The organism is Caldanaerobacter subterraneus subsp. tengcongensis MB4 (assembly GCF_000007085.1).
Taxonomy (GTDB): domain Bacteria; phylum Bacillota; class Thermoanaerobacteria; order Thermoanaerobacterales; family Thermoanaerobacteraceae; genus Thermoanaerobacter; species Thermoanaerobacter subterraneus.
Genome location: NC_003869.1, coordinates 911,647 through 934,045 on the forward strand (window position 1 = coordinate 911,647; position 22,399 = coordinate 934,045).

The following is a 22,399-nucleotide window of genomic DNA, read 5'->3' on the forward strand; positions in this document are numbered from 1 at the left end:
TAAATTATGGTAAGAGAGCCTGTGAAGATTCAAGGGACAAAAGAAGGACTTGTAATTGTTGTGGATGAAGATGTGGATATTGAGGTTTTAAAGGAAAGAATTGTAGATAGAATAGAAAAATCTCTTAAATTTTTTGAGGGTGCTACCTTAAATGTCAGGGTGAAAAATTCTAAATTTAAGGATGAGGAACTTGAAGACCTCAAAGATTTTATCCTGAAAAACTATGGAGTAGAGATTTTTATAAAAAAATTTCAGGAAAAGCATATAAAAAACGTCACAGATGACGAAATATTTAATGGGTTGGAAGAAGGGATTACTAAATTTCACAGAGGTACTGTGCGGTCAGGGCAAGTGGTTAAGTACTACGGGAATTTAGTAATAATAGGGGATGTAAATCCCGGTGGGCTTGTTCAGGCCGCTGGCAATATCGTAGTTACGGGGACTTTGAGGGGAATCGCTCATGCGGGTTTTACAGGTAATAAAGAGGCTTTTATTGTCGCTTCCTCCCTTAAGGCTATGCAGCTTAGAATAGCAAACATAATTTCGAGAGCTCCTGACAAAGAGGAGGAAGTGGAGTATCCTGAAATTGCTGTGGTAAGGAAAAACAAAATAATTGTAAGACCACTTTACCACCTCAGCGACTTATGGTAAAATATTCTAAAAGATAATATTAATGGAATGGAGTGAGAGGATGAAGGAAGCAATAGTCATAACTTCTGGAAAGGGCGGAGTGGGTAAAACCACTACTACTGCAAATATTGGTACATACCTTGCTATGAAGGGTTATAAAGTAGCTTTAGTGGACACTGACATAGGCCTTAGGAATTTGGATGTGGTGATGGGACTTGAGAACAGGATTGTCTATGACATTGTAGATGTAGTGGAGGGGCAGTGTAGATTAAAACAAGCTCTTATAAGGGACAAGAGGTTTGACACTTTATACCTTTTACCTGCTGCGCAGACGAGGGACAAGACCGCTGTGACGCCGGAACAGATGAGAAAGTTAATTCAGGACCTAAAAGAGGAGTTTGATTACATACTGGTAGACTGCCCGGCGGGAATTGAACAGGGATTTAAAAATGCCATTGCAGGAGCTGATAGAGCTATTGTAGTGACGACTCCTGAGGTTTCGGCAGTGAGAGATGCTGACAGAATAATTGGACTTTTAGAAGCTGCTGAACTTCATAATCCGCTTCTTGTGATAAACAGGATCAAGATGGATATGGTAAAAAGAGGAGATATGATGGATATAGAAGACATAATTGACATACTTGCAATTGACCTTTTGGGAGTAATTCCGGACGATGAGAACATAATAATTTCTACTAATAAAGGAGAGCCTATAGTTCTTGATGAGAAGTCTTTGGCTTCTCAGGCCTACAGGAATTTAGTTGAGAGGTTTTTAGACAGAAATGTTCCTCTTATAAATTTGGATGTAGGCAATGGCTTTATGGACAGGCTAAGAAGGCTTTTCAAGATGGCTTAAAAGTCAAGGAGGTGTTTTTAGATGGATTTGTTCAAAGCCTTTGGTGGAAAGAGCAACAGTAAAGACATAGCAAAAGAGAGGCTCCAGCTTCTGCTGGTTCACGACAGGATAGATACGTCTCCGCGATTTTTGGAGATGATAAAAGAAGACATTTTAAACGTAATCTCAAATTATGTAGATATAGATGAAAAAGGACTTAGAGTCGAGATTACAAAAGAGAGAAAAAGCGATGACACTTTCATTTCTGCCCTTCACGCTAACATTCCCATAAAAAAGATGAAACAGGTGATAAGGTAAACTGGCGACCAGCCAGTTTTTTTATGTAGTTAAAACTTTTATTGTATGGTATAATACAAATTGGATTTTTTAAGAAGGGAGAATAGCTGTGTTTGATAAAAAGCTTCTTAAAAATTTTGATTGGGGGCTTTTAATTGTGGTTTTATTAATTTCTATATACAGTCTCATAGTTATCACAAGTGCATCTCATGCTCTGCAGACAGGTTCATATAAAAAAGTGATAGTGCAAGCTGTGGCAATTTTGATAGGACTTATTTCAATTGCATTTATATGCCTTTTTGACTACAATGTACTGGCTAAATTTTCCACATTTATATATATTTTAAACTTAATTGGCTTGGCGCTGGTATTAGTGATAGGTAAGGTCAGCAATGGGGCACAGAGCTGGATAAGCCTTGGACCTGTTGATATACAGCCTTCAGAGTTTTCTAAGTTAGCCTTGGTGCTTACTTTAGCTAACATGTTCAGCAATCAGGAAGAAATCAAATCTTTCAGAGAGCTCATAGGCCCTCTTGTATATGTAGGAATTCCTTTTATTGCTGTGATGTTGCAACCTGATTTGGGGACGGGGCTTGTCTTTATAGCAATTTTTTTAGCAATTGTATATATATCTGGAATAAGGACTAAAGTGCTCGCGCAACTTTTTGCAATAGGAATTGCAATGCTGCCTATTGGATACAAACTCTTAAAGCCCTATCAGAGAAATCGCCTTTTGTCCTTTTTAAACCCCGAATTGGACCCAATGGGGACAGGCTATCACGTGATACAGTCAAAGATAGCAGTAGGTTCAGGGATGTTCTGGGGGAAAGGACTTTTTCACGGCAGCCAGACCCAGCTTTATTACCTTCCAGAGGCTTGGACAGACTTTATCTTTTCTGTTGTTGGGGAGGAATTAGGATTCGTAGGTGCTACTTTTCTTATAATCCTTTACGCCATAATGCTTTATAAAGCCTGGAAAATTGCGTATAATGCCAAGGACAAGTACGGAATGCTTGTGGCAGTCGGGATAATTGCCATGTTCACCTTTCACATATTTGAAAATATAGGCATGACAATTGGACTTATGCCAATCACCGGTATTCCTCTTCCTTTTATGAGCTATGGGGGAAGTGCTATGGTAGTGGACATGATGGCGATAGGGCTTTTAGAGAGTATCAGCATGAGAAGGCAGAAAATAAACTTCTGAGGGGGGCATTTTTATGAATATCGCTCTTATTGCGCATGACCAGAAGAAAGAACTTATGGTTAACTTTGCTATCGCTTATAAGCACATATTTGAAAAATGCAATTTGTACGCTACGGGGCACACCGGACAGCTTATAAAAGAAGCAACAGGACTTGATGTTCACTGCCTCTTGCCGGGACCTCTGGGAGGAGACCAGCAGATAGGGGCTTTGATTGCTGAGAATAAAATTGACCTTGTCATTTTCTTGAGAGACCCTCTCACTGTTCAGCCTCATGAACCTGATATACTTGCTCTTTTGAGGGTATGCGATGTCCATTCAATCCCTGTTGCTACTAATATTGCTACTGCTGAAGTGCTTTTGAAAGGAATGGAAATGGGACTTTTAGACTGGAGACAAATTTGATTCATAAGGCGGCCTCCTTCAAAATAAAATGTACATAGAAGGAGGCATTGTCATTATGAAATATTATTATTCCAAGAAGATTAACCATTATAGAAAGTACATAGACCTTTTTGAAAACCAATTGATAATAGCGATGGTGCTTTTGGGGATGGTTCTTCTTTTTAAAGCAATAGATGTGCCTTTAGCAAATTCCTTTATAAATGTTACAAAAAGCGTTTTAACTTACAATATGGATTACGAAAATACAAAAAAAGGTCTAAAATTGGTGCAGTCTAAAATTCCATGGCTTAAAGAAAATGTGGTTAAAGTTTTTTCACAGGCAGAGGAAAAACCTTTTTCTAAAGAAGCTATACAAACATCTTCAAAAATGATGGCTCCTGTAGAAGGCAGAATAACTTCTGGCTTTGGAGAGAGAGTAGACCCTTTTACAAATAAAGTGACAAAACATACGGGAATTGATATCGAAGTGCCTGTAGGTACAGAAGTAAAAGCAGCACTGGATGGGGTTGTGATGCTGGCGACAGAAAAAGAAGACCTAGGGAAAGTAGTTGTATTAAGGCATGAAGGCGATGTAAGGACTGTCTATGCTCATCTTTCAGAGATTTTTGTAAAAGAAGGGCAGCAGATAAGACAGGGAGAGGTAATTGGCAAGTCGGGAGACACAGGAAAAGTTACGGCTCCTCACCTTCACTTTGAAGTTTGGGAAAATGGCAAGCCCATAGACCCTCTGACAAAGGTAGTGATAAATGAGGCTGCCAGTGAGGAGAGAAAATGAAGGTAAAAGTCCACTTTTCTACTTTTGTGTTTGGATTGCTTTTGATTTTTTTAGGCTTTGTGAAAGAACTTTTCAGCATATTTCTTGTGGTGTGTGTGCACGAAACGGGACATGTTTTGGCGGCAAAAAAGCTTAAGGTGGAAGTTTTAGAAGTAAATATATATCCTTTTGGGGGAGTGGCTTTTCTAGATCCAACTGTTTTTATACGTCCGGATTTGGAAATTCTAATAGCGCTGGCTGGTCCTTTTTTTAATATCTTTTTTGCTTTTTTATCTGAGCTATTTTCCCAAATTTTTGATATAAGACTTGACTATTTTATAAAAGCCAATCTGATAATGGCTTTTTTTAATCTTTTGCCAGGACTACCTCTTGACGGAGGCAGGATTTTGAAAAGTTTCCTGTCTTACTTTCTCAGTTTAAGGAGCGCGATTCTTGTTTCAACTTATGGGACCTATCTCATTTCCTTTAGCCTCTTGTGGGTTTCCTTCAAAGACATTTCCCAGGTGAGCAGGAATGTTTTATATACATTTTTAGCAGTGCTTCTTGTAATTGCAGCAAATAAAGAAAAAAAGATGTCTGCTTTTTTGCAGATGAGAAATTTATACAGAAAAAAAGTAGAATTTTATAAAAAAGGAACGATGGCTGTTCACCATCTGGCAGTATCTGAAAAAGCGAAGCTGAAAGATATAATAAAAAATTTTATGCCGTCGAAGTACCATGTTATAATAATATTAGACAGCAATTTGAGGGAAAAATATAGGATGACAGAATCAGAATTTTTTGAAAAAGCTTTAGAATATGGGCTGAACAGCTGTATAGGTGATATTTTGTAAAATTAAGAAAAACACTGGAGGAGGAAGAATGGATATAAAGGAAAAAGTTGATTCCCTCCTTATGAAGGTGAGCAAGCCTACCCGCTATACAGGAGGGGAATTGAATTCAGTCTTAAAAAATCCGAAGGAAGTAAAGGTGAGGTTTGCCTTTGCTTTTCCAGACGTATATGAGGTGGGCATGTCTCACCTTGGGATGAGAATCTTGTACCACCTTTTAAACAAAAGGGAAGACGTGTACTGCGAAAGGGTATTTGCACCTTGGGTTGATATGGAAGCTTTGATGAGGCAAAATAAAATTCCACTTTTTACACTGGAGACCAAAACCCCTCTTTCAGAATTTGATTTTGTGGGCTTTACTCTTCAGTACGAGTTAAGCTATACTAATGTGATAAATATGTTAAATCTTGCTAATATACCTATTCTGTCTAGAGAAAGAGAGGGGCTTCCTTTTGTCATAGCTGGAGGACCCTGTGCTTACAATCCTGCTCCTTTATCTGAGGTCATCGATTTTTTTGTGATGGGTGAAGGGGAGGAAGTAATTCACGAAATAATAGATGCTTACATTGAATGGAAGGAAAGAGGAGGAGAAAGGGAGGAATTTTTAGAGGCTGTCTCGCAGATACAAGGAGTGTATGTGCCAAAGTACTACATTGAGGAGTATGATAAAGACGGAAAAATTAAGGAAATACGCCCTATAAAAAAGGGCATTCCTGAAAGGGTTAAGAAAAGAATAGTAAAAGATTTTGAAAATGTGTATCACCCTGAAGAGCAGATAGTACCCTTTATGGATATTGTGCATGATAGGATAATGCTAGAGATTTTTAGAGGATGTACTAGAGGGTGTAGATTCTGTCAGGCAGGGATGATTTACAGGCCTTTAAGGGAAAAGTCGAAGGAGAAAATTCTTGAGTTGGCGGACAAGCTTGTCAAATCCACTGGTTATGAGGAAATTTCTCTTGCCTCTTTGAGCACTTTTGATTATTCGCAGATAGAAGACTTGATAAAAGAGCTCATATCAAGGTATCAAGAGAAGGGAATAGGTGTTTCAATTCCTTCCAGCAGAGTAGATGCTGTGTCTATAAATTTGCTAAAAGAGATACAAAAGGTGAGGAAGACAGGGCTTACTCTGGCTCCTGAAGCTGGAACCCAGAGGTTGAGAGATGTCATAAACAAAGGAATTACAGAAGAGGACATTTTAGAGGCTACGGCTTCTGCTTTTGAAGCTGGGTGGAACAACATCAAACTCTACTTCATGATTGGACTTCCCACAGAGACGATGGAGGACGTGGAAGGGATAGTGGATTTGGCTTATAAGATAGTTGATAACTACAAGAGGGTGAAGGGAAACATCAAGAATTTGAGAGTTACAGTGAGTACTTCTACTTTTGTTCCAAAGCCCTTCACGCCTTTTCAATGGGTTGCTCAGGATAGCGTAAAAAGGATAATTGAAAAGCAGAATTTCTTGAAAGAGAGGTTAAAAAGCAAAGTGTTGAAGTACAACTGGCACAATCCATACATGAGTTTTCTCGAGGCTGTTATTTCTAGAGGAGATAGAAGGGTAGGAAAAGCGATAATAAAGGCTTGGGAAAAAGGCTGTAAGTTTGACGGATGGGATGACTATTTTGACCATGAAAAGTGGGAAAAAGCTTTTAAAGAAACAGGAGTTAATCCACATTTTTATGCCAACAGAGAATGGGAAATAGATGAAGTTCTTCCTTGGGACGTGGTAGATGTGGGAGTTACAAAAAAGTTTTTAGAAAGAGAATATAAAAAAGCTTTGGAAGGCAGAATTACCCACGACTGCCGCTATTACTGCACTGGCTGTGGAGTGAAGGACTACGACGAGGGGGTCATCTGTTTTGAAGCGCCTAAGAAGTAAGTACACAAAAGGTGAAGAGGTAAAGTTTATATCTCACCTAGACCTTTTAAGAGTGATCCAGAGGGCATTGAGGAGAGCTGATATAAAAGTGGCATTTTCTCAAGGATTTAATCCACATCCGAGAATTTCTTTTGGCCCTGCTTTGATGGTGGGGGCAACTACTGAGGGGGATTACATGGACGTAGACGTGGAAGAGGACATTTCACCGCATGAATTTAAAGAGAGAATGAATGAAGTTTTACCTTCAGGTATTAAGATTGTAGAGGTCTTTGAGGTGGACGTTAGAGATTCTTTATCTTCAAGAATTAAAGGAGCAGATTATTTGGTGGAGGTTTTTTTAAAAAAAGAGGTAGAGGGCTTAGAGGAAGCAGTGAAAAGATTTATGGCGAAAGATACAATAGAAATAGAGAAAGAGACTAAAAAAGGGAAAAAGCTCGTTGATTTAAAGTCTTATCTTGAGGAGTTTTATCTCATTGATATGAATGGGGAAAGGGCAAAATTTTATGTTAAAATGAAGCTGGGGGAAGGTTCTCCTAATCCCTTTCACCTTTTAAAAGCTTTTAATGAATATATAGGGGATGCTTTTGATTTGGAGTATTATAAAATTCACAGAAAGAACATGTTTTTAGAGTGAGGAACTGAGGTGAAAATTTTGAAAAGGCTTATTATTGATATAGATGAAAAACTGTGTCAGATTGCTTTTTTAGAAGATGGGAAACTAAAAGAGTACAGGCCAGAGAGAAAAAACGGCAAAAATATCTTGGGGAATATTTACAAGGGGAAAGTAGAAAACGTCTTAAAGGGGATGCAGGCAGCCTTTGTAGATATAGGTCTTAATAAAAATGCTTTTTTATTTTTAGAAGATGTTGTGGGGAGGGAAGACAAGTCCATAACACAAGTTTTAAAACCGGGTCAGGAAGTGATGGTGCAGGTTACAAAAGAGGCAATTGGCCTTAAAAGTCCTCGTGTTACAACTAATATTTCAATACCGGGCGAATATGTGGTTTTGATGCCTTTTATGAACTATGTGAACGTCTCTCACAGGATTGAAAATCCGGCAGATAGGGCAAAGTTGGCCGAGATTGCGAGAAGACTAAAGCCTGAAGGCATGGGACTCATAATGAGGACATCTTCTAAAAATGCCAAAGAGGAAGAGATAAAAGAGGATATAGAGAAATTACTTTCTGTTTACGAGAAAATAAAAGAAAATTTTAAGTTGCTTCCTTCTCCTTCCCTCATTTATAGCGAGGAAAGCATTGCTGTGAAGTATTTGAGGGACTTTCTTTCTTATGATGTGGACGAAATTGTGATAAACGATGAAGAAGAATATGAGAAAGTGAATCAGTACTTAAAAAAGATTGGAAAAGATATTGAAATAGTTCTTGAAAGAGGGGATGTCTCAGGAATATATGGAGTGGACTTTCAAGTAGAAAAGCTTCTAAACAAAAGGGTTTGGCTCAAAAGCGGAGGTTTTTTGGTTATAGACCAGACAGAGGCTTTAACTGTTATTGATGTCAATACGGGGAAATATGTTGGTAAGAGTTCGCTTGAAGAGACCATATTTAAGACGAATTTGGAAGCGGCGGAAGAGATTGCTTTGCAGCTTAAATTAAGAGATATTGGAGGGATTATACTCATAGACTTTATAGATATGAAAAATGAAAATTTTAAAAAGGAATTGCTGGAATTTTTTAAAGAGAAATTGAAACAGGATAGGGCAAAGTGCACGGTTTTAGGATTTACACAGCTTGGGCTTGTAGAGATGACGCGGAAAAAAGTCAGAGAAGAGATTTCCAGCTTTTTAAAAGTTAAATGTCCGGTGTGTGGTGGTACTGGTACAGTGTATTCTGAGGAGTACATATACAAAAGGCTTAAAAACCAGATTGAGAGAATATTAAGACATGTTTTGGTGAAAAAAGTGATAGTAAAAGGGGATAAAAAAGTGGGAGAAATTCTTAGCAGAAAAAAGCTTATAGAGGAATACGAAAAAAGTCGGGGAATTAAACTCATCTTTGAAGAGGTTTTTAGCGAATACGGTAAATTTGAAGTGGAATTTGAATGAATTGTGTTGACAACTTAAAAGGATAAACTTATTATAAAGATAAGAAATTGTGTTAATGATTTGAAAAAGAGGTGGATTTTTATGAAAGGGCAGTATTACACTATTCTAGCCCTTATATTTGCCATCATAGTAGCAATTTTTGCAATTTCTAACTCTGGACCAGTTGACATAAGCTTTTTGTACTGGCATTATTCTATGTCGCAAGCACTAGTTATCCTGCTTTCGGCGGCTGTTGGAGCTATCATTGTAGGAATAATAGGGGTGTTTGGGCAAATACGCTACAGCGCTACGATAAGAGGGCTTAACAATCGAATAAAAGAGCTTGAAAAGGAAAAAGAGGAACTGATACAAAAAGTGACTGCTCTTCAAAATTACAATCTTGACAGAGGGAAGGAAGAGGGAGAGGGAGAAAAGGGCGCGCAGAGCATTTGACATTGCTTTTTAATTGACAAGTGGTGTTTTATTGTGTTAAAATATCACTTGTGGCCGCTCGAGACGGGTTTTAAAATTTTACCTTGTTCTCGGCGAGACTGGATGGAGGAGGTGCAGTGATGTACGCAATAATTGAAACAGGTGGAAAACAGTACATGGTCAGAGAAGGAGATGTCCTGAAGGTTGAAAAATTGAACTATCCTGAAGGGGAAGTTATAGCCTTAGACAAAGTATTGGCTGTATCCTTTGAAGATGGCAATGTAGAGTTTGGGAAACCATATCTTGAGAATGTAAAAGTGACTGCTAAGGTATTGGAGCATGGGAAAGGGCCAAAGATAAGGGTATTTAAGTATAAGCCAAAGAAAAACTACAGAAGAAGACAGGGACATCGCCAGCCGTACACGAAGATTCAGATTGAGAAGATTGAAAAATAGCCATGATTGAAGTGAAAGTGTGGAGAAATCCTCAAGGGGATATATACAAGTTTTATGTAAAAGGACATGCAGGGTATGACGAGTATGGAAAAGATATAGTGTGTGCAGCTGTTTCTGCTATTTCCCAGACGGCGGTTTTGGGGATAGAGAATATAAAGGGAGTAAAAATTAGAAAAGAGATCGAGGAAGGCAATTTAGAAGTGGAAGTTAAAGAAGTTTTGAAAGAAGAAGACAAAATCAAGCTACAGGCTATACTAGAAACTATGGTTTTGGGCCTTAAGGATGTGGCTAGTGGATACAGTGAGTATGTGAAGGTAGAGGAGGTGTAAGGGATGATACTGCAGCTTTTTGCTCACAAAAAAGGGGTGGGCAGTTCTAGAAACGGACGTGACAGCGAATCCAAAAGGTTAGGCGTCAAAAGGTCAGATGGGCAGTTTGTACTTGCAGGAAATATACTGGTAAGACAGAGAGGTACTAAGATACACCCAGGTGCTAACGTAGGAATAGGGAAAGACGACACGCTTTTTGCTTTGATAGATGGATATGTGGTATTTGAGAGAAAGGGTCGCGACAAGAAACAGGTAAGTGTTTATCCAGAAAGAAAAGTTGCTCAGAGTTAAAATCCTGGTTTACGCCAGGATTTTTTCATAATTTTGATTAGAAAGCGTGGGATGGTTGTGTCGGATGTGGAGGTATTGGTAGAGTACATGAGAAAAAGAAGGCATGAGCTTTTAAATGACCTCCAAGTGATTTTAGGATATGCCCAGCTGGGGAAATTGGATAAGGTGGTTGATTACATACACAGAATGATTGATAATTTAAATGAGGAGAGAGAAATTTTTAACTGTGAAAATCCTCAGGAAATTATAAAAACTCTTTTGAAAAAGGCATAATAATTAGAGAATGAATAAGGCAGGTGATATGGTGTTTATAGATACAGCCCGCATATATATAAAAGCCGGAGATGGGGGCAATGGCTTTATTTCTTTCAGGAGAGAAAAGTATGTTCCTTATGGGGGACCTGACGGAGGAGATGGGGGAAAAGGCGGAGATGTGATTTTTATAGCAGACCCAAATCTTTCTACACTGTTGGATTTTAAGTACAAAAGAAAATATATTGCTGAAAATGGAGAGAATGGCAAGAGTAAAAATCAGTATGGAAAAGATGGTGAAGACCTCTATATTAAGGTGCCTGTGGGTACTACTATCATAAATGACGAAACTGGAGAAGTGATAGCGGATTTAATAAAGCCATATCAAAAGGCCATTGTGCTGAAGGGAGGAAAGGGAGGAAGGGGAAATGCCAAATTTGCCACTCCTACTTTAAAGACTCCCCGCTTTGCTGAAAGCGGTGAAAAAGGAAGAGAAATGTGGGTGAGATTAGAGCTTAAACTTCTCGCAGATGTGGGACTGGTTGGGTTTCCCAATGCCGGAAAATCTACATTACTGGCAAGTTGCAGCAGAGCTAGACCCAAAATTGCCAACTATCCTTTCACGACTCTGACCCCAAATTTAGGAGTTGTGGAGCACAAAGGAAAGTCCTTTGTAATGGCTGATATTCCAGGGCTTATTGAAGGAGCCCACAGGGGTGAAGGATTGGGGCACGATTTTTTGAGGCATATTGAAAGGACAAAAATGCTTATCCACGTGGTAGACGTATCTGGCAGCGAGGGAAGGGACCCTGTAGAAGACTTTGAAAAAATAAATGAAGAGTTAAGACTTTACGATGAAAGGCTTGTGACTTTGCCTCAGATTGTCGCAGCAAATAAGATGGATTTGCCTGAGGGGAAAGAAAAATATCCTAGATTTGAAGAGGAGATAAAGAAAAGAGGATATGAGGTATATCCCATATCGGCTCTTACAAAAGAAGGGCTTGATGCTCTTCTTGACAAGACTATTGAGATTTTGTCTTCTATTCCTGCCGAAAAAATAGAGGAAGTCCCTGAGGTAATAGTCTATAACCCGCCTGAGGAAGAGGAAACCCTGGAGGTAGAAGTCAAAGGAAACACTTATTATCTAAAGGGAAGTAAGATTGACAAGCTTTTAAAGAGGATAAATTTACAGGATGAACATTCTCTGAGGTATTTTGAAATTCTCCTTAGAAAAAGTGGGGTAATAGATGCTCTTAAGGAGAAGGGTTTTAAAAGCGGGGACGTCATAAATGTGAGGGATTTTGAGTTCGAGTATTACGAGTAAAAACTTCAAGTTGTGCATTTTCACTTTTTTAATGTATAATGTAAGTATACATTAAAAAAGCAGGGGGATATAAATTGGAAAGGGAGCTCAGGCTTGGTATAATGGGAGGCACATTTGACCCTATACATTATGGCCATTTGGTCACAGCGGAAGCTGTAAGGGATGAATTTAAGCTGGATAAGGTAATTTTTGTACCTGCTGGCAATCCTCCTCATAAAGTGAAGAGGAAAGTGACGGACAAAAAACACAGGTATTTGATGACTATTTTGGCTACTATAACAAATCCATTTTTTGAAGTTTCTTCGATTGAAATAGACAGAGAAGGCTACACCTACACAATTGACACTATAAAAGAGTTTAAGAAAATGTATGGAGAAAAAACCCTGTTTTACTTTATAACAGGGGCAGATGCTGTATTAGAGATTCTCACTTGGAAAAATGCGGACGAGCTTTTGAGGCTGTGTTATTTTGTAGCCGCAACCCGTCCTGGCATTGAAGGGAATAAGATTGACCAAGAGCTTGACAAGATAAGAAAGCTTTATGGAGATGTGATTTACAAAGTTACAGTTCCTTCTTTAGCAATTTCTTCTACTGATATAAGGGAAAGAGTGGCAAAGGGTAGACCTATAAAGTACCTTCTGCCGGAGCCAGTAGAAAGGTACATCCAGAAATACAAGCTTTATAAAGAGGATGACTCAAGATGAGGTATGACATTGAATGGATGAAAGAAAAACTAAAAGAAATGCTGGATGAAGAAAGGTATATCCATTCTGTTGGGGTTATGGAAACAGCTGTAAAGCTTGCTGAGAAATACGGAGTGGATGTTGAAAAAGCTAGGGTGGCAGGGCTTCTGCATGACTGTGCAAAGGGCTTTTCTGATGAAGAGCTTGTAAAGATGGCTTACAAGTACGGAATTTTCGTAGATGAGGTTCTTCTTAAAGTGCCTTTTTTATTGCACGGACCTGTTGGGGCTTATCTGGCTCAAGAATTGTTTGGAGTGACAGATGAGGAGATAAAAAGAGCGATTGCTCTTCACACTACAGGAGATGTTAACATGTCTCTTTTAGACAAGATTATATTTTTAGCAGACTATATAGAGCCAAATAGGGATTTTGAAGGGGTGGAGGAATTAAGGGAACTTTCTTGGAAGGATTTAGATTTAGCTGTTTTAAGAGCTTATGACAGCACTATATGCTATGTGATAAAGAGAAATATGATACTTTATGAGAAAACCGTGAGCGGAAGAAACGACATTCTTTTAAAATTGGGAGAGGAGAAACATGAGGAGGTTTTTTAAAATTTTCGCTCTATTTTTGGGACTTTTGGTACTCAGCTTGGGGACTGGAGCTTATATATACTTGAAGTCTTTAAATCCCTCTGATGCGAGCTTGATGAACCTTCCAACTAAGGAGGATAAAAAGAACCCTGAGGAGCTAAAAGTGCTAATTTTGGGGATTGACGAGACTTCTCCTGATGACCCTCATAGGTCAGATACTATGATGGTCATTTCCTACAATGTCAATACGCAAAAGGGGTATATTTTGTCCATTCCGAGAGATACCATGGTCACAATTCCCGGCCATGGGGTTCAAAAAATAAACGCAGCCTATCCAATTGGCGGGCCTAAACTTGCCATGGAAGAAGTATCACAGCTTATTGGAGAAGACATCAGCTACTATGTGAAAATTGACTATGAAGGTTTTAAAAAGCTTGTGGACGCTATAGGCGGTGTGGAAATGAATGTTCCTATAGACATGAATTATGACGATTATGCAGGGAATTTGCACATTCACCTGAAAAAAGGGTGGCAGCATTTGGATGGAGAAGAGGCTTTGCAGTTGGTGAGGTTTAGACATGGTTATGCTGAGCAGGATTTAGAGAGGGTAAAGGTCCAGAGGGAATTTTTGTTGGCGGCTTTAGACAAAATTAAAAGCCCTTCTATTCTTTTGAAATTGCCTCAGCTCTTAAGGACGGTCAATCAATATGTGGAGACTAATATTCCCCCTTCTCTGATGGTCAAATACGCCGAGTACGCTGCAAAAGTTAGTAAAAATGACATAATTACTGCTACACTGCCTGGAAACCCTGAATATATAAATGGCATAGCTTACTATGTTGTAGATTCAGAGGAGATAAAAAAATTCATGTCAGATTTACAAAAAGGGGAATTAAATCAGTCTGTTAAAATAGAAGTATTAAATGGGTGTGGCATTCCTGGAGCTGCAGGGAAAGTGGCGGAAATTTTAAAACAGCAGGGCTTTGATGTGGTTCGCGTGGGAAATGTGAATGGAGCTTCTTATGATACTACTCAGATAATTTTAAGAAGTGAGAATAAAAAGGTTGCAAATGAGCTCAAGAAGCTTCTTAAAAATGCTGTGATAGTAGAGGACTACCAGAAAAAAAGCGATGCTGATATAACCATAATTTTAGGGAAAAATGTAAGCTTAGAGGGGTGATTTAGTGATAGAGGCAAAAGAGAAGGTTTATAAAATTTGCAGGGTTTTAGATGAAAAAAAGGCCTTTGATGTGAAAATTTTGTACATTGGCGAACTTACTACCATTGCAGATTATTTCATAATAGCTACTGGTACATCTAGTACTCATGTGCAGGCGTTGGCGGATGAGGTGGAGAAAAAATTAGGAGAAGAAGGTATATTTGTGGACCATGTGGAGAAAGACTTTGCGTCTGAGTGGATTTTGATGGACTATGAGGACGTAGTAGTTCACATTTTTCAGCAGGAAGCAAGAGAATTTTACAGCCTTGAGAGATTGTGGGCGGATGCTAAAGAGATAGTGCTTGACAATAGGCTATAAGGCATGTATAATAACGTTAATAAATTTTTAATCATTTCTTTTTTCACATCCGCACACAATCTGGTATAATAGGGGGATTCAATCCGATGGGTACTCATCCACTGTTAAAAAGCATTGTTCCTATGGTAGAAAGCATTGCGAACACATTTGGGAAAAATTGCGAAGTGGCTCTTCACGACCTTTCATCACCTCAAAGCCCGATAATTGCTATTGCCAATGGCCACGTTACCGGGCGAGAAAAAGGAAGCCCTTTGCCTGATGTCATTCAAAAGGCATTAAAATCAGACAGTTTAGAAGACATGATCAATTTTAAGAACAAGTCTAGAGATGGGAAGATATTAAAATCTTCTGCTATTTTTATAAAAGACGAAAATGGAAGACCTGTAGGGTGTTTGACAATAAATATAGACATATCAGAGTTTATTCTTGTAAAAAATACTTTGTCAGAATTCTGCGAAATATCAGAGCCTTCAGAGGAAAACAAGGAATCCTATACAGGCAGTGTTAGTGATGTTTTGGAGAGCATAGTGAACACAACACTGGAGAGTTTTGGTAAACCCGTAAATTTCATGACAAAAGAGGAGAAGGTGCAGATAGTTAAGATGCTGGATGCAAAGGGCACATTCCTTATAAGAGGTGCTGTAGACTATGTGGCAAAAATTTTGTGCGTGTCCAGATACACTATTTACAACTATCTGGATGAAATAAGAGTAGGAGAAGATTTTGGCAAATACTGACGCTTGCTTCCTTTATTTTACTTTACAAACATTTTATTTTATGATATAATAAAAACGGGCTTTTGTATAATTGAATAACATGCTAAACGCTGAATTCGTTAAGAAGCGGGGGACCCACTCTTTTGGGGTGAATCCATCTTTTAAAAGATGGTAGGGTTATCTTTCGACCCGAACCCGTCAGCTAACCCCGTAAGCGTTGAAAGAGAAGGATATGATAGCATGTAAGGTGTCTTATTGTCTTTTTTGGCACCGAAGATAAAGCTATAGAAGTCCTTCTATAGCTTTTTCATTTCTTTAAAAAGGGGGTGTATGGGCATGAAAATGCCTTATTTTGCTGTAATCGGGGCGGGGAACGGGGGGCAGGCAATTGCAGGACATCTCGCTTTAAAAGGGTTTAAAGTAAATTTATACAATAGAACTTATGAAAAATTGATTCCAATAATACAAAGAGGCGGTATAGAGCTAGAAGGAGAAGTTGAAGGATTTGGGAAACTGAATCTTGTGACTGACGATATAAGCAAAGCCGTAAAAGATGTGGATATGATACTAGTTGCTGTGCCTGCGTCTGCCCACGCCATGATTGCAGAAGAGCTTTTGCCCTACTTGCAAAGAGGCCAGATAGTGGTATTAAATCCCGGAAGAACAGGGGGAGCATTGGAAGTTTACAACATACTTAAAAAGAGAAGTGATTTAGAGGTTGTTATTGCTGAAACTGATACTTTTATCTATGCCTGCAGGTCTTCTAATGGGAAAGCTAAAATATACAAGATTAAAGACATAGTATCAGTTGCGGCAATTCCTAAAGATAAAACGGAAGAAGTAGTGGAAATTCTCAATATCGCTTTTCCACAGTTTGTAGCTGCTGAGAACGTGTTAGAAACCAGCTTCAACAATTTTGGAGCAATTTTCCATCCCGCTCCAACGCTTTTAAATGCTGCTCGGATTGAGACTACCAAGGGAAATTTTGAGTACTATAGAGAAGGGATTTCGCCTTCTGTCGCCAAAATCCTTGAAAAGATTGACAATGAGAGAATGATGGTGGCAAAGGCTTTAGGCGTGAAAACTATCTCTGCTAAAAGATGGCTTAAAGAAAGTTACAATGCCGATGGGGATACGCTTTATGAAGCTATACAGAACACAAAAGCTTATATAGGGCTTATGGCTCCTGATACTGTAAATTGCAGGTATATTTTTGAAGATGTTCCTATGAGCCTTGTGCCTATCTCTTCTATTGGGAAAGAAATAGGTGTAAAAACGCCCACAATTGACGCGATAATACATCTGGCATCCGTGATGCATGGAAAAGATTACTGGGAAATAGGGAGAACTGCCGATAAATTGGGAATACGTGGGATGTCGCCTAAGGAGATCATAGAACTAGTAGAAGGGAAGAGAAAGGAGGTTGCGACAGCATGAGAAAGCTTATCGTGGCTGGTTCAATTGGAAATTGTGTCCATGTTGCTGGAGTGTACAATTTTTTGAGGTTTGCAGAACAGCAGGGTTATGAGACGGTGTTTTTGGGGCCTGCTGTCCCAATAGATAAATTGATTGAGGCTGTAAAAGAGTATCAACCTGAAATTGTAGGGGTGAGTTACAGACTTACGCCACAAGCTTTGGAGAACTTGCTAAAAGAACTTAAAGATAAGATAGAAAAGAATAATTTAAAGGAGATCAAGTGGGTGTTTGGGGGAACAGAGCCTAATGCAGAAGTTGCGAGAAAGTCAGGGATATTTTCTGCAGTTTTTGACGGCACAAAAGGAGACGAGGAGACTATCAATTTCTTAAGAGGGAAAACTGCAACTTCTCAAAAAAGAGTCTTTGCAGATACTCTGATTGGAAGGATTGAGGATAAATTCCCCTATCCCATCATAAGACACCATTTTGGACTGCCTTCATTGGAGGATACGATAGAGGGTGTCAAAAGAATAGCTGAGGCGGAAGTTTTGGACGTAATTTCCATAGCTCCTGACCAGAATGCGCAAGAGCACTTCTTCGATAAAAAATACGACCCAGCTCTGGATGGAGCAGGAGGAGTTCCTATAAGAAAAGAAGTGGATTTAATACGCATATACGAAGCTTCAAGAAGAGGCAATTATCCGCTTTTGAGGTGCTACAGCGGAACCAATGATGTTTTCAAGATGGCTGAAATGCTTTTAAGGACTATAAAGAATGCTTGGGCTGCTATACCATTGAGCTGGTACAATGTGCTCGATGGGAGAGGCCCAAGGGATGTAAGGACTTCTATAAGGGAAAATCAGCAGTTGATGAAGTGGCATGCAGAGAGAGGAGTGCCTGTAGAAGTAAATGAAGCTCATCACTGGAGTCTGAGAGATGCTCATGATGTTATAGGAGTTGTAACTGCTTTCCTCGCGGCATATAACGCAAAGAAAATGGGAGTTAGGGATTATGTAGCACAATTTATGTTCAATGTTCCAGCTTCCATTTCACCTAAAATGGACTTGGCAAAAATGCTTGCAAAAATAGAACTTATAGAGGACTTAGAAGATGAAAACTTCAGAGTGATAAGGCAAGCAAGAGCAGGTCTTGCAAGCTTTCCTTCTGACCTTTTAGAAGCAAAAGGGCAGCTCGCTTCTAGCGCGTATTTGTCTATGGCTATTAAACCCCACATATATCACGTAGTTGGATATTGTGAAGCTCACCACGCAGCAACGCCTGAGGACATAATTGAAAGCGTAAAAATAGTAAAAGCTGTGATAAAAAATACTATGTTTGGAATGCCGGACTTGACTAAAGACGAAGATGTGATAAAGAGGAAAGAACAGCTCAAAAAAGAGGCAAGGATTTTGCTTGAGGCTATAAAAGAAATAGCGCCACACAGCGAAGATCCCTGGTCTGACCCAGATGTTTTGGCAACAGCTATAGAAATAGGTCTTTTAGATGCACCTCACTTAAAAGGCAATAAATACGCCAAAGGCGCTCTTCAGACAAAAGTGATAGATGGAGCATGTTATGCTTATGACTATGAGAAGCACAGAATAATACCAGAGGAAGAAAGGGTAGAAAAAATCTTGAGAGAGTACAAAAAAGAGCATTTCTTTGTGTAAATTGAATTAACAAGAAGAAGGGCGCAGATTCTCTTCTTGCGCCCTTTTATTTTTGCAAAAGGAGGTTGATATCTTGGCAGGTTTGGCTTTTATATTCGGTAAAAAAACACTCAAAAAGGAGGGTACTGCCCTCCTTTTTAATACTTAGAAAATATAAATTTTTTTCTTTGCCTTATTCTTTGCCTTCTCCAGAGTAAAAATGCCATGCTAAAAGAAGCTATGCCAAAGATCAATTTTAGAGGATGTACAATAGGATTTTTTTCCTTTTCATTATAGTAATTCCCCAAGAAGTTTTTATACACATCTTCTGAGGCAATTAGCGGGTTTGTCCCTATCTCCTTTCCGTCAAGTGTGTACTTTATATACCCCAGGACTTCACCTTTTTGAATGGGAGCTTTTATGTCTTCTTTAAGCACAACTTCTGTTTTTATAGAATTTTCTTTACCTTTGGGCACTTCATAATAAAAGTCCTTTTGCGCAATTAAAGGAAGCTTAAATCCGCCTTTCCCAAGTTCTATAGAAGTTATCACTTCGTCCTTTTGCGTTACTTTTACAAGAGAAAAGTTTTGAAAACCGTAATCCAAAAGCTTTATAGTGTCTGTCCAAATGTTTATGCCTTCATCTCCCATTATAACAGAGATGAGCCTGTGCCCATCTCGGGTTGCGGAAGCCACCAACACTTGTCCTGCAGCAACAGTGTAGCCCGTTTTTACTCCATCTGCTCCTTCATAGTGGAAGCGGGAAGGTTTAAGTAAGCGATTGCTTATCCATAAGTCTCTTGGTTTGTCGAACTTATTTGTCGGAGGAATTTGATAATGCAGAGTGCTTACAATTTTTCTAAATTCAGCATTTTGCATGGCGTATCTTGCAATTTGTGCCATATCATAAGGTGTGGAATAATGGTTTTCATCGGGCAACCCGTTCGGATTTACAAAATGGCTGTTGTAAGCGCCTATTTCTCTCGCTTTTTCATTCATCATTTTGGCAAAATTTTCTACGCTCCCACCTATATGCTCTGCAATTGCTATTGCAGCATCATTTGCAGATTCCAGCATTAAAGCGTAAAGCAGCTGCTCAAGTGTGAGTTGCTCTCCTGGAGATAAAAATATTGAATTCCCCTCAATTTTAGTCACATTTTCACTACAGGTGACAACATCGTCTAGCTTTCCCTTTTCCAAGGCAATAATTGCAGTTAGGATTTTTGTAGTGCTTGCTGGATACATCCTTTTGTGCATGTTTTTGTCATACAGTACCTGTCCTGTAGTGAAGTCCATCAATACCGCTGTAGGTCCGACAATTTCTGGAGGTTGTGGAGTTTCTGCATGCGCTGGGACTGAGAGAAAAGCAAAAACAATTATTATAAGTAAAGCAATTATTTTCTTCGCCATTTTTATGCCCCCATCATGTTGTCATACTTAAAGTATACCAAAAAAATGATAAAAATAAAAAGGAATTTTTTAATGGACGTAGAAATAAATAAAGGAGCTTGCAAAATGAGGTGGTTTTATGGTACAATTTACCAAAAGACAGCAATATGCCATCATTGCCATCTTGTCTATAATACTGCTTTTTTCTGGCTATGTGATATACAAAAACTATAAATTAAAAGCTGACTTTGTTATAAATACTTCTCAGGATAATATGCAAGCTGAGCAGTTGCAGGAGCAGAAGCCTGTTGAAATAAAGGTTTATGTCACCGGTGAAGTGAAAAATCCGGGAGTTTACATAATGAAAGAAGGAGAGAGGGTGATAGATGCTATAGAAAAAGCAGGAGGGGTGCTTGAAGAAGCTGATTTGTCCAATATTAATTTAGCTCAGAAGGTAAAGGATGAACAGATGATAAAGGTGCCTAAAAAGGGGGAGAAGGTAGACACTTCTTTTGCTTCAGGGATTGATGGCGCTAAAAAAGTAAACATAAATACTGCTACAAAAGAAGAGCTCCAGACTTTACCTGGCATTGGCCCTGTGACAGCAGAAAGGATTATAGAGTTCAGAGAGACTAAAGGGCCTTTCAAAAAAATTGAAGACATAATGAACGTGCCCAGGATTGGGCCTAAGATGTTTGAACAGATAAAAGACAAAATTACAGTGGATTAAATGAATAGAATTTAGTTCCATATGGAACAAAAAATTACATATAAATGAGGGGTGCTATGAAAAGGGTAATTTCGCTTGCAATTGCAATTTTTTTTGTGTTTAGTTTACTCATGGTAAAAGGTCAAGAAGGGGAAGTGGGAGAATTTTACCAGCTAAAACAGAAAGAGCAGGAAGTAATTTTGGAAATACTTAAATTAGATGTTGAAAAACTCAAGTCAGAAAAAGCGTTAGAAGAAATTTCTGATGAAATTGAAGAGCTGAATGAGAGCATAAAAGAAAAGACAGAAGAAATTAACAGAACTTCCGAAGAGATAGATAAAGAAAAGGATACTATAAAGACCTGGTTTAGGTTTTTGTACATGTCAGGGACTAATGCGATTTTATCTCTTTTGCTGATGGCAGATAATGCGAGCGAACTTCTTCACAGGCTGATTTATGTTGATATAATCACAAACTACTATTATGACAAGCTCGAGAACTTGTATAATCTGGTAAAGTACAAAAAAGAAGAGGAAAAGCAGCTTACCCTTAAGAAGGAAGAACTTTTAAAAAAGCAGGAAGAAGAGAAGAAGGTAATAAAGAAAATAGAGGACTTAAGAGCCAACAAAGATAAAATTTTAGAGGAGATAAGGAAGAAGTTATCCAATTATCAGAAAATATTGGAGATAGTGGAAAACACAAGTTCTTCTCTTTCTTCTCTAGATTTTTTGCTGAGCAGTATTTCTAAGCTTCCGTGGGGAAATCTCCAGCCTAAAGATCTAAAGTTTTCTTTTTTCAGTGCTGAAGCTTCTTTTTATGACAAAGATGTGACAGAGCTTGTGCAGTCCTTTGATGAAAGGTTAAAGAATGTGGAAGTAGTTTTTAAAAAAGAGGGATTTGAAGTAAAAGAAGAAGGAAAATACCTTGCGAAAGGGAATTTTGAAATAGAAGATGACAAGATAAAGCTTAAGTTTATGTCCATAAATGTTCAGGGGATTTTGATTGAAGGGAGCTTTCTTGAAAAGCTAATAGAAGGTTATGATACCAGATTAAATTTTAATATACCTTTAGAAGGTTGGAAGTTAAAGCAGGTTTCAACAGAAGATGGATATGTAAAGATTTTGCTGAAGAAATGAGAAAGCTTAAAAAAGCTCCCCTCTTTCTGATTAGTCAGAGGGGAGACTGCTTTTTCTTGAGTGGGCTATTCTGGCGCATGCGGCAGCTACTATTGCGGCTACCAAGTCGTCTATAAAGGTGTTGCACCTTTTTTCTTTTTCTGCATTTAATTTGCCAATTATTCCCGGCTTGACTTTATCCAAATATCCAAAGTTTGTGAGTCCAATAGAACCGTACACATTTGTTATGCCCAAAGCAAGAATTTCATCAATACCGTATAAAGGTTCATCTCTTTTTAGGATGGATAGAAGAGGTTCCTCTAAGAGGTCTTGTTCAGCCAATTTGTCCAGAGCTATTCCTGTAAGTATTGCGTTTTGTACTTCTCTTTTTTCCAGCACGTGATGAAGGTTTTCTATGCACTCTTCAATCGTTAAATCTTCGTAATACTTTTTCTGAAGGTCTAAGACTAAAACAGCCATATCTTCTAGGTTAACTCCTCTTTCTTTTAATAAGGCTATGGCTATGTCCTTCATAAAAAACAGCTCCTTTAAAAAATTTTACATATACCAATTATACCACATTTTTATTTTCTTGAAAAAATAAATCAG

The 22,399-nt window shown here is 38.5% G+C and carries 27 protein-coding genes and 1 riboswitch; of the genes, 25 read left to right on the forward strand and 2 right to left on the reverse strand.

Features of this window, described 5'->3' with window-relative positions; all coding sequences use genetic code 11:
• Positions 1-6 precede the first annotated feature (6 nt).
• The 23 genes from minC (at position 7) to TTE_RS04440 (ending at position 18,599) form a co-directional block, all read left to right on the forward strand.
• Positions 7-651 (forward strand): septum site-determining protein MinC, encoded by a 645-nt coding sequence (gene minC, locus TTE_RS04330; RefSeq protein ID WP_011025280.1) that lies wholly within the window; start codon positions 7-9, stop codon positions 649-651.
• Positions 652-691: 40 nt separating this feature from the next.
• The gene (gene minD / locus TTE_RS04335; protein ID WP_011025281.1) at positions 692-1,486 is read left to right on the forward strand and encodes a septum site-determining protein MinD; all 795 of its coding nucleotides are present in this window, start codon (positions 692-694) and stop codon (positions 1,484-1,486) included.
• A gap of 21 nt (positions 1,487-1,507) precedes the next feature.
• Positions 1,508-1,783, forward strand: a complete 276-nt coding sequence (minE, locus tag TTE_RS04340; RefSeq protein WP_011025282.1) for a cell division topological specificity factor MinE — start codon at positions 1,508-1,510, stop codon at positions 1,781-1,783.
• 88 nt (positions 1,784-1,871) lie between these two features.
• On the forward strand, positions 1,872-2,969 hold the full coding sequence (gene rodA, locus TTE_RS04345; protein ID WP_011025283.1) for a rod shape-determining protein RodA: 1,098 nt from the start codon (positions 1,872-1,874) through the stop codon (positions 2,967-2,969).
• Positions 2,970-2,982: 13 nt separating this feature from the next.
• Complete coding sequence (locus TTE_RS04350; protein ID WP_011025284.1) at positions 2,983-3,372, forward strand: methylglyoxal synthase; 390 nt, start codon at positions 2,983-2,985, stop codon at positions 3,370-3,372.
• 55 nt (positions 3,373-3,427) lie between these two features.
• Positions 3,428-4,147 (forward strand): M23 family metallopeptidase, encoded by a 720-nt coding sequence (locus tag TTE_RS04355; protein WP_011025285.1) that lies wholly within the window; start codon positions 3,428-3,430, stop codon positions 4,145-4,147.
• The gene (locus tag TTE_RS04360) at positions 4,144-4,980 is read left to right on the forward strand and encodes a M50 family metallopeptidase (protein WP_009611194.1); all 837 of its coding nucleotides are present in this window, start codon (positions 4,144-4,146) and stop codon (positions 4,978-4,980) included. Before TTE_RS04355 ends, TTE_RS04360 begins: the two co-directional genes overlap by 4 nt.
• 28 nt (positions 4,981-5,008) lie before the next feature.
• Entirely contained in the window at positions 5,009-6,859 is a 1,851-nt protein-coding gene (locus TTE_RS04365) for a TIGR03960 family B12-binding radical SAM protein (RefSeq protein ID WP_011025286.1), read from the forward strand.
• Positions 6,840-7,493 (forward strand): TIGR03936 family radical SAM-associated protein, encoded by a 654-nt coding sequence (locus tag TTE_RS04370; protein WP_009611191.1) that lies wholly within the window; start codon positions 6,840-6,842, stop codon positions 7,491-7,493. Before TTE_RS04365 ends, TTE_RS04370 begins: the two co-directional genes overlap by 20 nt.
• Before the next feature lie 9 nt (positions 7,494-7,502).
• Positions 7,503-8,921 carry an Rne/Rng family ribonuclease gene (locus tag TTE_RS04375; RefSeq protein WP_011025287.1) on the forward strand — a complete coding sequence of 473 codons (1,419 nt, stop codon included), beginning with the start codon at positions 7,503-7,505 and terminating at the stop codon, positions 8,919-8,921.
• An 81-nt stretch (positions 8,922-9,002) separates the two neighbouring features.
• Positions 9,003-9,353 (forward strand): LapA family protein, encoded by a 351-nt coding sequence (locus tag TTE_RS04380; RefSeq protein WP_011025288.1) that lies wholly within the window; start codon positions 9,003-9,005, stop codon positions 9,351-9,353.
• Positions 9,354-9,472: 119 nt separating this feature from the next.
• Positions 9,473-9,787, forward strand: a complete 315-nt coding sequence (rplU, locus tag TTE_RS04385) for a 50S ribosomal protein L21 (RefSeq protein ID WP_011025289.1) — start codon at positions 9,473-9,475, stop codon at positions 9,785-9,787.
• A gap of 2 nt (positions 9,788-9,789) precedes the next feature.
• Positions 9,790-10,116 (forward strand): ribosomal-processing cysteine protease Prp, encoded by a 327-nt coding sequence (locus TTE_RS04390; protein WP_011025290.1) that lies wholly within the window; start codon positions 9,790-9,792, stop codon positions 10,114-10,116.
• Positions 10,117-10,119: 3 nt separating this feature from the next.
• Positions 10,120-10,407, forward strand: a complete 288-nt coding sequence (rpmA, locus tag TTE_RS04395; protein WP_011025291.1) for a 50S ribosomal protein L27 — start codon at positions 10,120-10,122, stop codon at positions 10,405-10,407.
• A gap of 51 nt (positions 10,408-10,458) precedes the next feature.
• Complete coding sequence (locus tag TTE_RS04400; RefSeq protein ID WP_041587127.1) at positions 10,459-10,680, forward strand: Spo0B domain-containing protein; 222 nt, start codon at positions 10,459-10,461, stop codon at positions 10,678-10,680.
• 31 nt (positions 10,681-10,711) lie between these two features.
• Positions 10,712-11,983, forward strand: a complete 1,272-nt coding sequence (gene obgE, locus TTE_RS04405; RefSeq protein WP_031313904.1) for a GTPase ObgE — start codon at positions 10,712-10,714, stop codon at positions 11,981-11,983.
• 74 nt (positions 11,984-12,057) lie between these two features.
• Positions 12,058-12,687, forward strand: a complete 630-nt coding sequence (nadD, locus tag TTE_RS04410) for a nicotinate-nucleotide adenylyltransferase (RefSeq protein ID WP_011025294.1) — start codon at positions 12,058-12,060, stop codon at positions 12,685-12,687.
• On the forward strand, positions 12,684-13,280 hold the full coding sequence (gene yqeK, locus TTE_RS04415) for a bis(5'-nucleosyl)-tetraphosphatase (symmetrical) YqeK (protein WP_011025295.1): 597 nt from the start codon (positions 12,684-12,686) through the stop codon (positions 13,278-13,280). The genes nadD and yqeK overlap by 4 nt, the downstream gene beginning before the upstream one ends.
• Positions 13,264-14,439, forward strand: a complete 1,176-nt coding sequence (locus TTE_RS04420; RefSeq protein ID WP_011025296.1) for an LCP family protein — start codon at positions 13,264-13,266, stop codon at positions 14,437-14,439. Before yqeK ends, TTE_RS04420 begins: the two co-directional genes overlap by 17 nt.
• Positions 14,440-14,443: 4 nt before the next feature.
• On the forward strand, positions 14,444-14,797 hold the full coding sequence (rsfS, locus tag TTE_RS04425; RefSeq protein ID WP_011025297.1) for a ribosome silencing factor: 354 nt from the start codon (positions 14,444-14,446) through the stop codon (positions 14,795-14,797).
• Positions 14,798-14,883: 86 nt separating this feature from the next.
• The gene (locus TTE_RS04430; RefSeq protein ID WP_011025298.1) at positions 14,884-15,534 is read left to right on the forward strand and encodes a helix-turn-helix transcriptional regulator; all 651 of its coding nucleotides are present in this window, start codon (positions 14,884-14,886) and stop codon (positions 15,532-15,534) included.
• Positions 15,535-15,611: 77 nt separating this feature from the next.
• Positions 15,612-15,746, forward strand: a riboswitch (cyclic di-AMP (ydaO/yuaA leader).
• A 103-nt stretch (positions 15,747-15,849) separates the two neighbouring features.
• Positions 15,850-16,950, forward strand: coding sequence for an NAD/NADP-dependent octopine/nopaline dehydrogenase family protein (locus TTE_RS04435; protein ID WP_011025299.1), 1,101 nt, complete (start codon positions 15,850-15,852; stop codon positions 16,948-16,950).
• A complete protein-coding gene (locus TTE_RS04440) occupies positions 16,947-18,599 on the forward strand; it encodes a cobalamin-dependent protein (protein WP_011025300.1) in 1,653 nt (550 codons plus the stop codon). The genes TTE_RS04435 and TTE_RS04440 overlap by 4 nt, the downstream gene beginning before the upstream one ends.
• Positions 18,600-18,736: 137 nt before the next feature.
• On the opposite strand, the gene TTE_RS04445 is transcribed toward TTE_RS04440, so the two are convergent.
• Complete coding sequence (locus TTE_RS04445) at positions 18,737-19,987, reverse strand: D-alanyl-D-alanine carboxypeptidase family protein (protein ID WP_011025301.1); 1,251 nt, start codon at positions 19,985-19,987, stop codon at positions 18,737-18,739.
• A gap of 118 nt (positions 19,988-20,105) precedes the next feature.
• On the opposite strand from TTE_RS04445, the gene TTE_RS04450 reads away from it, so the two are divergent.
• Both TTE_RS04450 and TTE_RS04455 read left to right on the forward strand, forming a co-directional pair.
• Positions 20,106-20,696 carry a helix-hairpin-helix domain-containing protein gene (locus tag TTE_RS04450; protein WP_011025302.1) on the forward strand — a complete coding sequence of 197 codons (591 nt, stop codon included), beginning with the start codon at positions 20,106-20,108 and terminating at the stop codon, positions 20,694-20,696.
• Positions 20,697-20,752: 56 nt separating this feature from the next.
• Positions 20,753-21,811, forward strand: a complete 1,059-nt coding sequence (locus TTE_RS04455; protein ID WP_011025303.1) for a coiled-coil domain-containing protein — start codon at positions 20,753-20,755, stop codon at positions 21,809-21,811.
• Positions 21,812-21,841: 30 nt separating this feature from the next.
• On the opposite strand, the gene TTE_RS04460 is transcribed toward TTE_RS04455, so the two are convergent.
• The gene (locus TTE_RS04460) at positions 21,842-22,324 is read right to left on the reverse strand and encodes a phosphatidylglycerophosphatase A family protein (protein WP_011025304.1); all 483 of its coding nucleotides are present in this window, start codon (positions 22,322-22,324) and stop codon (positions 21,842-21,844) included.
• Between the last annotated feature and the right edge of the window lie 75 nt (positions 22,325-22,399).